The organism is Vibrio cionasavignyae, from assembly GCF_050337155.1.
Lineage (GTDB): Bacteria > Pseudomonadota > Gammaproteobacteria > Enterobacterales > Vibrionaceae > Vibrio > Vibrio nomapromontoriensis.
In genome coordinates, this window is record NZ_JAKJSR010000036.1 from 40,023 (window position 1) to 52,488 (window position 12,466).

Consider the following 12,466-nt stretch of genomic DNA (forward strand, 5'->3'; position numbering starts at 1 on the left):
AGCTATATCAATGCTTATTACAGCAGTATTAACCATCCCTAGCTTAACGAAGCATCAGAAACATCGTATTTAGACAACGGTTAAAGGAACTATGCCCTATGCATCACCATAATAAGATCCACCTTTACCAAATATTCACGCGATTATTTGGTAACAAGAACACCACAAATCAACCGTGGGGCCGCATTGAAGAGAACGGAGTCGGTAAATTCAGCGATATCACCGACGTTGCCCTTGCCTCCATCCGAGATCTCGGCATGACTCATGTCTGGTATACCGGTATCCCCCACCACGCTGTCATCAATGATTATAGTGACTATGGAATTAGCCCCGATCATCCATCCGTGGTGAAAGGTCGTGCAGGATCCCCTTATGCGGTTAAAGATTACTATTCCGTAAACCCCGACCTCGCCGACAACCCCGCACAGCGAAATCAAGAATTCCAAGCGCTGATCCAGCGCACACATAAAGCGGGCCTCAAAGTCATCATCGATATCGTCCCCAATCATGTGGCTCGACAATACCAAGGAATGAATAACCCTCCAGGCGTTACCGACTTTGGTCACAACGATAATGACAGCCTAGAATATCAACGTGATAACAATTTCTACTATCTGCCCAATCAAGCCTTTGAGCTGCCTGATCTCCCAGAGATTATGCGCCCGCTCGGTGGCGAAGATCATCCTACTTTATCGAGACCATTTATCGAGCACCCGGCCAAATGGACAGGCAATGGATCTCGCCTGGCTAAGCCCAATGCCGATGATTGGTACGAAACGGTTAAAATCAATTACGGCATACGACCAGATAGAACAAAAGACTTCGCTACGCTGCCTGACTTTTATCGAAATCAAAGCGCTAACGACCACCTTGCTTTCTGGAGCGATAAAGTCATCCCAGATTCTTGGGTAAAGTTTCGAGATATTGCGCTGTACTGGCTAGAGCAAGGGGTTGACGGCTTTCGTTACGATATGGCGGAAATGGTGCCTATTGAGTTTTGGAGCTATATGAACTCATCCATCAAGACCAAAAAACCCGATGCGTTTTTGGTTGCCGAGGTCTATCAACCACACCTCTATCGTGACTATATTCAACTGGGGAAAATGGATGCCCTTTATGACAAAGTTGATCTCTACGATACGCTCAAGAGCATCATGCAAGGTAAAGGACACACGAGAGAAATCGCAAGAATTCAACGTGAACTGCAAGATATTCAATCCCATATGCTGCACTTTCTTGACAACCATGACGAGCAACGCATTGCCTCTCCAGAATTTGTTGGCGACCCAACTGTCGCCATCCCTGCGATGACGCTGTCTGCGACAATCAGCAATGCGCCAACCATGTTGTACTTCGGTCAAGAGGTAGGGGAAGCGGGAGCTGAACAGGCTGGGTTTGGTCAGCCTTCACGCACCTCAATTTTCGATTATATCGGAGTACCTACTCATCAACGCTGGATGAACAATGGCGCATTTGATGGTGGTGCATCAACCGAGCAAGAACGACAACTTCGTAATTACTATCAGCGTCTTATGCAGGTAGTACTGCAACATAAAGCGTTTCAAGGAAGTACGACCTCGTTAGAAATAGAACACGACGCTCGGCATGGAGAACTAGCAGGTCAACTCTATGGCTATTTTCGTCAACATCAGTCTGAGACGGTTATTTGCCTAATGAATTTCAGTCATGACGATGAAACCACACAATACATCCAGTTGAGCCAACTGGCTTTTAGTAAGCTGGCATTAAAAGCGGGTCACTACCCGTTGAATGATTTACTTAATGACACACCTAACGTTGAACTCGTTGTCACAGAGCAAGGCGCGACCATCAATCTCACGCTGAAACCACTCTCTTCATACCTACTGAAAATATAGCCACTATAAGTCAAACTCAAAGCGATAGATGAGCTTGCTTCTATCGCTTCTTAACCCTCTCACATGACCCCTTTATTTCATCTCGCACTCGTATCACACTCTCAAACATGAAATAGCTTTAATCTATAACATAATCGTTTTTCTCTATTTTCTTCCTGATGTGCTCTTCTCTACAATCAGTTTAACCGTCAACACTAGGGTAAAAATAATGAGAACACTAAAGGCATCCTTGACCGCATTATCATTAACAACGTTACTGGCTTCTCCGGCTTACGCTATTTCTGAAGGTGAACTACTCATCTGGATTGGCAGCGATAAAGGCTATAATGGCCTTGCTGAGGTGGGACGACAATTTGAAGAAGACACGGGCGTGAAAGTCAGCGTGCAGTTTCCTGAATCTTTAGAATCGCGATTTCAGCAAGTCGCTGCCACGGGTGACGGCCCTGATATTATCTTCTGGGCACACGACCGCTTTGGAGGCTATGCTGAAGCAGGTCTGCTGAAAGAAATTAAACCAAGCCAAGATTTCAAAGACAAGTTGGTGTCCTTCAGCTGGGATGCCGTTACCTATGAAGGTAAACTCATTGGTTATCCAATGGCCATTGAATCTGTGTCACTCATTTATAATAAAGACCTACTGCCAGAGCCGCCGACAGCTTGGGAGCAGCTACCAAAGATCCACGCCGATATGCAAAAGTTGGGTAAACAAACCATTATGTGGGATGTCAAAAATGCCTACTTCACTTGGCCGCTGGTTTCAGCTGGTAGTTACTCATTCAAAAAAACACCGTCGGGTCACGACGCTTCCGATCTGGGGGTGAATAATARGCAAGCTCAACACAATTTAGCATTTCTACTGGATATGAAAAAACAAGGCATCGTTGATCCCGGAATGGACTACGCCAATGCAGAAACGGCTTTCGCTAAAGGCGATGTCGCCATGACGATTAACGGACCTTGGTCTTGGGGTAACCTAGACAAGACAGGGATTAATTATGGTGTTGCGCCTTTCCCAACACTGGATAAACAAAAATCAAACCCATTTGTTGGTATTCTTAGTGCAGGGATTAGCTCAGCAAGTCCCAATGAAGATCTTGCCGTTGAGTTCATTGAGAACTACCTGTTTACCAATGAGGCACTGCAAACCGTTAACCGTGATAAACCACTGGGTGCAGTAACGTTGAAATCCTACCAAAACGAACTCGAAGCCGATACTCGAATTAAATCGACAATGATCAATGCAGAAAATGGTGAGATCATGCCCGCTATTCCACAAATGATGACTTATTGGATTTCTGAAGGCGCAGCCATTGAGAATGCGCTCAACGAGAAACAAACCGTTCAGGAAGCGCTAGCGTCTGCTGAAAAACAAATTCTCCGTTAACCCCTACCACATACGGCTTCATTAAGCCGCGACCAGCTGTCTTTCATTGACAGCTGGTCACTCAACGCATAGCACATCAATAAAGCCACTTAAAAAAATAAATTCAATATAGTCAGCGAGTTAATTACAACTTCAGCTTTCCTACTTGCTCAATAATCCGATGGATTATGTCGCTAACAAATCGCGATAGTGACAATTAGATGTCATTTGAGGCAACCCATGACAATAATGCGATGTTGAGCTAATACGAGATTGTATTTATACGCAACTGATCACATCGTCGTACTTGCTTACAATCTGCCGTTTGATCTTTACGTTGATCTTTCCTATAAATTTAAGCGTTGTTCAAACAGTGCTGGGGTATCTCAAAACGGGATGAAAGCAAACGTTCGCGGTGACGTGAACTCTGTGAACAATACGCCCTAAATGGATGGATTAATGGAATATGAGAGGCCCAATATGGATCGTACTTGCCCAATGTGTAGCACACCAATGATCACGCGAGATGCCGAGGCAATTTGCCCAAGACATCAAATAGGTGATTGCTCATACGCCCCTAACCTTCATGAATTCGAAGCAGAAACCGAAATCGAGACTGATAAAGATTATCCATATTAGCGGACAAAATTACATTCAGAGGTCAATAAAAAAGGAGTCATGTCTAACATGGCTCCTTTTCGTTTTGTGGCTAAGATTATTGGAGTGAGTGCTGTCGGTGCTAACTATCGGTGCTAGCAGTATCGGTGCTAGTAGCATCGAGACTAATGTGGTTCGTTAATCCAACGTAATAGCAAAACAATCGTAAGCGTTTAATGTCATCGTGCCCAACATGTTCAGGGAGACCGCGTGGTTATGGCTAAGGAGCACTCCTGGATTCAACCCTTGGAGTTTTGGCTCAGAAGACAAATCTAACGTCACTGATTCGGCAGAGAAATTCGCTACCACCAGTACTGTCTGGTCATCATTCTGGCGTAAGTAAGCAAACACATACTGATTATCAGCAAACAAAGGGATAAAATCGCCATACACGAACACCTCGTGGTCGCGACGCATCTTAATCAGCGTCTGGTAATGTCGGTAAATCGACACTTTACTGCTTCGATCAGACTCTACATTGATGTCACGATAGTTCGAGTTAACCTCAATCCATGGTGTACCTGTTGTAAATCCCGCCTGCGGGTTAGCGTTCCACTGCATTGGCGTTCGCGCATTATCACGGCTATTCTCGCCCAACGCCGTCATCATGTCTTGATGAGAGACTCCGGCATCAGTTTTCACTTTATAGAAGTTCAAAGACTCAATATCTTTATATTGCTCAAGGCGATCGAACTTGACGTTCGTCATGCCAATCTCTTCGCCCTGATACACATAAGGCGTCCCTTTAAGGCAATGAAGAACTGTGGCAAGCATTTGTGCCGATTTCAATCGATACTCACCATCATGACCGTATTTCGAGACGGCTCGCGGCAAATCATGGTTGTTCCAAAAAAGAGAGTTCCACCCGGTACCCCCAAGCTCTAATTGCCACTTAGTGAGCACTTGCTTGAATGTAGGCAGATCTAGAGGTAACGGCGACCATTTATCACCTTGATTCCAAGTCAGCGTGATATGTTCAAATTGGAACACCATCGAGAGTTCTTCACGTTGTTGATCACTATAAAGCTTGGCTATCTCTGGTGTGGCGTCCCAAGTTTCTCCCACGGTGAGCAAATCGTGACTGCCAAATGTTGCTTGATTCATCGCGTGTAGAAGTGGGTGTAACCTTGGGCCATTGCCCGTGATCCCTTTATCAATTTCCTTACCTATTAAATCAATGACATCGAGGCGAAAACCGCCAATCCCTTTGTCAATCCACCAGTTCATCATGTTATGCACTTCTTGATGAACTTGCGGGTTTTCCCAATTTAGATCGGGCTGTTTTTGGGAGAACATGTGCAAATAATACTGCTGTGTTTCCTCATGCCATTGCCAGGCACTGCCACCAAAAATCGACCCCATGTCACTAGGTGCGCTGCCATCTTCTTTTGCATCTCTCCACACGTAGTAATCACGATAAGCAGAGTCTTTCGACTCACAGGCTTTTTTAAACCACTCGTGTTCATCGGAGGTATGATTAACGACGAGATCCATCACGATTCTGATACCACGTGATTTCGCCTCACTCAAAAGCGCTTCCATATCTTCCATGCTGCCAAACTCTGGCGCTATCGCTTGATAGTCTGAAATATCGTAACCATTATCATCCATAGGAGACTGATAAACAGGTGAAAGCCAAATAACATCAATACCTAACTCTGCCAAGTAATCCAGTTTTGACCGAATGCCATTCAAGTCTCCAATACCGTCACCATTGGAGTCACAAAAGCTTCTTGGGTAAATTTGATACACCACCGAGTTATGCCACCACTTTTGTTCCATTACTAGCCCTTAATCATTACCTAAATTTTCCTTTACTGTAATCAGAGAACGCTGGGAAATAAAATAGAATCTACGTATAATCATATAGATTTTACATATATCACAAGTAAGTATTTCTTTATAGGTGACGCAATGGCGCTCAACAAATCAATCAAGTATTTTCTAGCAGTGGCAAAGCATGGCAACATCAAACGAGCTTCCGATGAGCTCTACCTAAGCCAGCCCTCTCTTACCTCTGCAATAAAGAAATTAGAATCAGAATTAGGGGCGCCACTTTTCAATCGGCTATCAAAAGGGGTTGAGCTAACCGCTTATGGCATCAAGTTTCGAGCCTATGCTCAGGAGCAACAAGAACAGTACTTTGCGCTAAAACATCAGTTCAACGACATGCAACAACGCCAATTTGGCAAAATCAAAATTGGCACCGGTGAGGTGTGGTGGGAAAATGTCGTTAAGCCAACCGTTGTGGACTATCAACAGCAAAACCCCGCTAGCTCTTTCCATTTAGAATTTGGAAACAACCTGACTCTACTCAATCATCTTGTTCAGGGTGATATAGATTTATTAGTAGGTCATGAAGTATTGGAGCTATCTGAACATTGCCGTGTGTCATTCGAACCATTGTTCCAAGATTATGAATCAATATATGTGGGCGCTCAGCACCCTATCGTACAAACTGGCGTAGTACATAGTGAATCTAAAATCGATAACATTCACCAATACCCCCTACTTCGGGTTACGCCAAGTCATCCCCGACACCAATCAATATTGGCTCACGGCTTACCTCATGACAGAGCGTTGGAGGAGCGCATTATCTATGACGTTGACTCTGTTGCTGCGAGTATTGATATGTTAAAAATAACTCCGGCCGTCATGCCCTACAGCCACCATGCTCATGAATGGCTGGCATCTCAAGGCTTAGTGCAAATTAGCACGGACTGCAGTAAGGTGGGCAATATTGGGATTTATACTAAGATGGGCGAACCAAAAGCCAGTATTGAACGCTTTTGTGCAAGTTTAAGGCAACACGCTCAAAGCCTGCGCTAAATTGTCAGAACTTGGTAAGGTCACTAATCTGTCATTTTTCTTTCATTAAAGTTTGATGTAATCGCCATAGTTTTAATGTGTTAATTCAATGGAGACTGCCTTGACCCTAAATGAAATTACCCTAAGTGAGACCACGCTCAACGACTTAAAAGCTGTTGAATATCAATGGGTAAGAACAATGTATGTGGAAGGCTACCGTCGCGATGAAATCAACCACTATATTCAAACCTGTTTTGGTGGCGACGGTGTATTTGCCGATTTATTCCAAAAAGTTGCCTTAGAGCAAGAAAGCCTATATGTCTTGCTCCAATACGTTGGGTGTGCGCCTTCTAGCCGAGAACTGAATCTTTAGCCTCTATCGACGACGGAGATCGCCTGAGGATCACGTCTACATCCGTTGTCGTATAAGGCTTATCAATTTTTTGCTTCACATCTTCGACAAAACGCTCATAACTCTTAAATGTCATCGATTCTCTTTTCGGATCAACATAAATACTCACCCACGTTTTTCGACCAAGCTTGGCGATAAATATATCGACTAGCTCAATTTCATATTCTTGCGCAAGGCCACGTAAACCACGATAAATAGGCTTAGTATGTTCTATTGGAGGCGTAGCCAGTGTTAGCTCGCGCATACCATTTTTAATCAGCTTAATAGGGTCGCCAATAAAGGCCAAGCTGAACAGCACAACCAAGATTTGATCAATATAACGATCGATAAAGCCCAGCGCCGTTCCTTGAAGCAGTAAGACCAGCACTAGTGCCACGCCAATTGCCCCTGAGATGACCCCATTAATAAACCACGCGTTCTTTTCCGCTTTCAGTATGTCCGATCTCGACTGGTTATATCCAACGTGACACACCCAGTACATAAAGGCGCAAATCGCGACGGCAGGAAAGACATAAATCGCCATCAATGTTATCGCTGGCTCTCGCCCACCCGCAAGCAACACAGGGATATTGCTGCCGACTGCGAAAGCAATCAAAATCAAAATCGTAATTCCCTTTATCACCACAATGAGCGGCTCAAACGCGTAGTAGCCAATTGGATAATGTCGGGAAGTGCCTGACTGAGCGAGTTGCGCGATACGCAAAGAGGCAAAGGAAACAACCGCTGACAGTAAGTTAAAAGAAGCATCTAAGAGAATAGCGCTCGATCCAGAGACCAATGCCATTACTCCTCCCCAAAGCGCCAGCACACCCGCACCAATTGCCGAGCCGATTAACGCTTTGGATTCATCAATTTTAATCATCTGGTATTCCCTTTCACAGATAAACGTTGTTTATCCTTTATATTGTTAGATTATATAGGATTAACAAAGGATAAGTACTATCCAAACTTATAACACATGAAATTACAACTTCCTATGACAGCTCAAACTGTTTGCTGCTTTTCTCTACAACAATTATTAATAATAACAATAGCTCACAACATCGTAAGTCATCGGTACCGTTAGATGGAAGAAAATGTATACAAGGTAAAATAGCAGGAAAGGACAAGGTCATCGTAAGATAGAAAAATGCCTGAGCAAGCTCAGGCATTGGTTACAAAAACTGTTAATAGTGATAGTAAGGAATCCTGGTAACAGCCAGCTACGCGTAACACCAGTGTGCTTGCTTAACTAGTCGGCGGCCAAACCAATGTGACGTTAAGCAGAGCGAAAGGGGCAGCCTTGCGACCACCCTTTATCGTTATTATCCTTTAACACCACCGGAAGTAAGTCCCCCTACTAACCAGCGTTGTGCAAGCAAGAATACGATTGTGATAGGTAATGCTGACAATACCGCTGCTGCTGCAAAGTCGCCCCACAGATAGTTCTGAGGATACAAGTACTGCTGCATACCTACCGCTAATGTGTACGAGTTTACATCAGAAAGTAGTAATGACGCTACAGGTACTTCACCGACAACCCCGATAAATGACAAGATGAACACCACCGCGAGAATTGGCACAGACAATGGCAATAGTACCAGTTTAAACGCTTGCCAAGGTGTCGCACCATCCAATGCAGCCGCTTCTTCTAGTGAGTTGTCTATGGTCTCGAAGTAACCTTTAATCGTCCATACATGCAATGCAATACCGCCCAAGTAAGAGAAGATTAAACCACCATGCGTGTTCAAGCCAAGGAACGGAATATACTGCCCCAACTTATCAAACAGAGCATAAAGCGCTACCAGTGCTAACACGGCAGGGAACATTTGGAAGATCATCATCGCTTTCAAGATGGTGTTCTTGCCAGAAAAACGCATACGCGCAAATGCGTAAGCCGATGTCGTCGACAGAGCAACAATCAGAATAGAGGTGATACCTGCGACTTTGATTGAGTTCCAAAGCCACAACAACACAGGGAATGGCGGTGGTGTTACCGAACCATCGGCATTTTCAACCGCAATACCCAACGCCAGTTTCCAGTGCTCAAGCGACGGATTATCTGGAATCAAACTACCTGATGCAAAGTTACCTTCACGGAACGAAATTGCTATTACCATCAACAAAGGGAAGATAATCATGGACAGGAATACCCAAAGCGCAATATGCGTTGCCCATACACGGTATTTTAAAGACTTACCTTGTACCATTGCCATTGTTCTATTCCTTAGTCTTGAGACAATTTAGTGAAACGTAGGTTGAGTAGCGCTAATCCGCCAACCAGTAGGAAAATCAGTGTTGCAATCGCACTCGCCAGACCAAAGTCTTGACCACCTGAACCTTCAAAAGCAATACGGTAGGTATAGCTCACCAATAGGTCGGTATAACCTGCGGGCTCGGAGGTACCTATCATGTTCGGACCACCTTGTGTCAACAATTGAATCATTACAAAGTTATTGAAGTTAAAAGCAAAACTTGCAATCAGTAGCGGCGTAAGCGGCTTAATCATCAAGGGTACGGTAATACGAGTAAAGTTATGTAAGAAACCCGCGCCATCAATGGCCGAAGCTTCATATAGGTCCTCTGGAATCGCCTTAAGCAGCCCCATACACAGAATCATCATGTAAGGGAAGCCTAGCCAGGTGTTCACTATCAGCACCATGGATTTCGCTAAAATAGGGTCTGAGAACCAATTCGGGCTAATACCGAATATAGACTCAAGCACCATGTTAATCTCACCAAAACTTTGGTTAAACAAACCCTTAAAAATCAGAATTGAGATAAACGCTGGTACTGCGTAAGGTAAAATCAGTAAGACTCGATAGATTGCACGGCCTTTTAGCTCTTCCCACTGCACAACACTCGCAAGAATAAGACCAATGATCAGTGTCAGCACCACTGTCAGTACCGAGAATACGACTGTCCATATAAAGATGCTGATGAATGGCTCTTTGATGCCATCGTCTTTCCAGACCCGTTCAAAGTTATGGGTACCAATATCAACCACGAAACCAGGCGACACTGTGCTGCCAGTAAACTCACCATTTGCATCGATAGGTTGATAAAAGCCGACTTCCATGTTGGCTCTAAAAATTTCGCCGGTTTTATTATTCAGAAGATCCGTGGAACCTTCGATATGAGAGTACAGTGGCTGAACAGAAGCAAACTTACGTAATCCACTCATACGAATGTCTTCACCACTTGGCATATTCAAATCTAAGGTATTGAGTATGCCTCGGCTCTGAATAATCGCTTTAATCGCCTCTTTATCACCTGTTTTTCCTTCGGAAAGTGTCAGGTCGTACTCTGCGGCTGGGTTAGCCATATCAAATTCAGGCGTAGCCAATAGCTGCTCGCCATCTTTGACATAAATGATATGCCCATTCTCTGTCTTATGCAGGTCGAAAGAATAACTATCACCACTTTGAAAAGTGCGCTGCGTTAATACACTCTGTGTGCGTTCTAATGAAAGTTGGTTTTTGGCACTGTAGTTCGTGAAAGCGAGTCCAACGGTATACGCTAAAGGAAAAATAATGAACAAAATCATGCCCGCTATACCAGGATAGATATAACGATGTGCGTATGTTTTCTTACTGCCAAAGATGTAAAGTGCCAGAGCGGTGAGAATCACAGTAAGCAATGCAAAAGCAAGCTCTCCGCGCGAATACATGAGAATAGTGGCGTAACCATTGAGGATACCGATCGAACCCAGAGCTCCCCATTTAAGGAATACTTTTTTACTGCTCGGCGTATCATTGGCTGGCGCTGACATGGCATCTGTACCTTGAACTGACTGCATAAAAGGACCTGCTAGCGATAAATCAAAAAATAGAAATGAAGGAGGGGTTACCCCCTCCTTAAAAGGGTAGTACTAATTAACCATATAACCGTGAATTCAGTTACTTAGTCATTTGTTTTTCAGCGTCTACAACCGCTTCATTGACAGTCTGACGACCATCGACAACATTAACGATCGCGTTTTTAGCCGATGCCCAAAATGCACTCATTTGTGGCACGTTTGGCATGATTTCGCCGTTCATTGCGTTATCCATTGTGGCCGCAATGCGCGCATCAGAATCAAGTTCTTTTTGGAAAGAAGTTAGAGCAACCGCACCTAGTGGCTTGTCGTTGTTCACTTCACGTAGACCATCGTTAGTTAGTAAGTAGTTTTCTAGGAACTCTACCGCTAAGTCGCGGTTAGGTGACGCCGTGCTAATACCAGCTGTCAATACGCCTACGAAAGGTTTTGATGCTTGACCGTTAAATTTAGGCAGTGTTGCTACACCATAGTTGATGCCTGACTTTTCAACGTTAGCCCAAGACCAAGGACCATTGATGGTCATTGCTGTCTGACCTTGGTTAAATGCTGACTCAGATACTGAGTAGTCCATATCCGCAGAAATCACACCTTTTTCGACCAATGATTTAACAAAAGTCAGCGCGTCTTTGACGCCGTCTTGTGCAATGCCTGCATCTTTAACATCATAGCCAGTACCTGTGTACTTAAACGCATAACCGCCATCTGCAGCCATTAGTGGCCATGTGAAGTAGGGTTCTTTTAGGTTCCACATGATCGCTGACTTGCCTTCTTTAGCCAGCTTAGTATTTAGTGCTTCAACTTCTTCCCATGTTTTCGGAGGGTTAGGCACTAAGTCTTTGTTATAAATGAGAGACAGAGATTCAATCGCAATAGGATAACCAATCGTTTTTCCGTTATATTGAACCGCATCCCATGCAAAACCAACGATACCCTCTTTGGTTTCTTTAGAAGGTTTAACTTCTGCTAGAAGACCAGCATCCGCGTATTCACCGAAACGGTCGTGAGCCCAAAAAATGATGTCTGGACCATCACCAGTCGCGGCAACTTGTGGGAAACGACTCTCTAGACCGTCTGGGTGAGCAACTGTTACTTTGATACCCGTATCTTCTTCGAACTTTTTACCTACCTCTGCAAGTCCGTTATAGCCTTTATCACCATTAATCCAAATAGTGAGTTGTCCTTCTTCGATAGCAGCATTTGCACCAAAAGAACCAAGAGCAACCAGTGTGCCTAGTGCTACAGTACTAAGGGCTTTTTTCATGTGTATATCCTTTTTATAGTTTTGATAGCAGGGTTATCCAGAGGGTCGTCCAGAGGATTTCCTTAATTTCGACGAGTATCATCCGAAAAATACAGCAAGGTCTCATCATCCTAATCACTACGCCCTATCTAGTTGCAATGGTTTCCGTGATCTCTATCGGCCACGACTATAGATCAACATCACAAAACATTCTCCTTTTGCGACTCATTTCACTATTGTGACGGCGATTTTTTTGAACTAGATCTCATCAAGAGAATCTCCTCCCCAGCCCCCTACTCCCCTACTACTC

At 44.2% G+C, this 12,466-nt stretch carries 10 protein-coding genes; 5 read left to right on the forward strand and 5 right to left on the reverse strand.

From position 1 onward, the window contains the following. Window positions 1-98: 98 nt before the first annotated feature. The 3 genes from L4D74_RS23760 to L4D74_RS25195 all read left to right on the forward strand — a co-directional run bounded on the left by L4D74_RS23760 (window position 99) and on the right by L4D74_RS25195 (window position 3,879). Window positions 99-1,877 (forward strand): alpha-amylase family protein, encoded by a 1,779-nt coding sequence (locus tag L4D74_RS23760; protein WP_428754886.1) that lies wholly within the window; start codon window positions 99-101, stop codon window positions 1,875-1,877. Between the two features lie 208 nt (window positions 1,878-2,085). Next, on the forward strand, window positions 2,086-3,261 hold the full coding sequence (gene malE, locus L4D74_RS23765; RefSeq protein ID WP_428754887.1) for a maltose/maltodextrin ABC transporter substrate-binding protein MalE: 1,176 nt from the start codon (window positions 2,086-2,088) through the stop codon (window positions 3,259-3,261). A 477-nt stretch (window positions 3,262-3,738) separates the two neighbouring features. Further along, the gene (locus L4D74_RS25195; RefSeq protein ID WP_489686471.1) at window positions 3,739-3,879 is read left to right on the forward strand and encodes a hypothetical protein; all 141 of its coding nucleotides are present in this window, start codon (window positions 3,739-3,741) and stop codon (window positions 3,877-3,879) included. 156 nt (window positions 3,880-4,035) lie between these two features. On the opposite strand, the gene L4D74_RS23770 is transcribed toward L4D74_RS25195, so the two are convergent. Further along, on the reverse strand, window positions 4,036-5,679 hold the full coding sequence (locus L4D74_RS23770; protein ID WP_428754888.1) for a glycoside hydrolase family 13 protein: 1,644 nt from the start codon (window positions 5,677-5,679) through the stop codon (window positions 4,036-4,038). 132 nt (window positions 5,680-5,811) lie between these two features. Here L4D74_RS23770 and L4D74_RS23775 point away from each other — a divergent pair, with 132 nt between their 5' ends. Together L4D74_RS23775 and L4D74_RS23780 are read left to right on the forward strand one after the other, a co-directional pair. Beyond that, window positions 5,812-6,726 carry a LysR family transcriptional regulator gene (locus tag L4D74_RS23775; protein ID WP_428754889.1) on the forward strand — a complete coding sequence of 305 codons (915 nt, stop codon included), beginning with the start codon at window positions 5,812-5,814 and terminating at the stop codon, window positions 6,724-6,726. 88 nt (window positions 6,727-6,814) lie between these two features. Beyond that, window positions 6,815-7,078 carry a hypothetical protein gene (locus tag L4D74_RS23780; RefSeq protein WP_428754890.1) on the forward strand — a complete coding sequence of 88 codons (264 nt, stop codon included), beginning with the start codon at window positions 6,815-6,817 and terminating at the stop codon, window positions 7,076-7,078. On the opposite strand, the gene L4D74_RS23785 is transcribed toward L4D74_RS23780, so the two are convergent. From L4D74_RS23785 to malE (L4D74_RS23800), 4 genes are all read right to left on the reverse strand, one after another. Continuing rightward, window positions 7,056-7,979 (reverse strand): cation efflux transmembrane domain-containing protein, encoded by a 924-nt coding sequence (locus L4D74_RS23785; protein WP_428754891.1) that lies wholly within the window; start codon window positions 7,977-7,979, stop codon window positions 7,056-7,058. The two genes, L4D74_RS23780 and L4D74_RS23785, sit on opposite strands and share 23 nt — an antisense overlap. A 442-nt stretch (window positions 7,980-8,421) precedes the next feature. Then, window positions 8,422-9,312 (reverse strand): maltose ABC transporter permease MalG, encoded by an 891-nt coding sequence (gene malG, locus L4D74_RS23790; protein ID WP_265674107.1) that lies wholly within the window; start codon window positions 9,310-9,312, stop codon window positions 8,422-8,424. Window positions 9,313-9,323: 11 nt separating this feature from the next. After that, window positions 9,324-10,895 carry a maltose ABC transporter permease MalF gene (gene malF, locus L4D74_RS23795; RefSeq protein ID WP_428754892.1) on the reverse strand — a complete coding sequence of 524 codons (1,572 nt, stop codon included), beginning with the start codon at window positions 10,893-10,895 and terminating at the stop codon, window positions 9,324-9,326. A gap of 100 nt (window positions 10,896-10,995) precedes the next feature. Next, window positions 10,996-12,177, reverse strand: a complete 1,182-nt coding sequence (gene malE / locus L4D74_RS23800; protein WP_428754893.1) for a maltose/maltodextrin ABC transporter substrate-binding protein MalE — start codon at window positions 12,175-12,177, stop codon at window positions 10,996-10,998. Window positions 12,178-12,466: the final 289 nt, after the last annotated feature.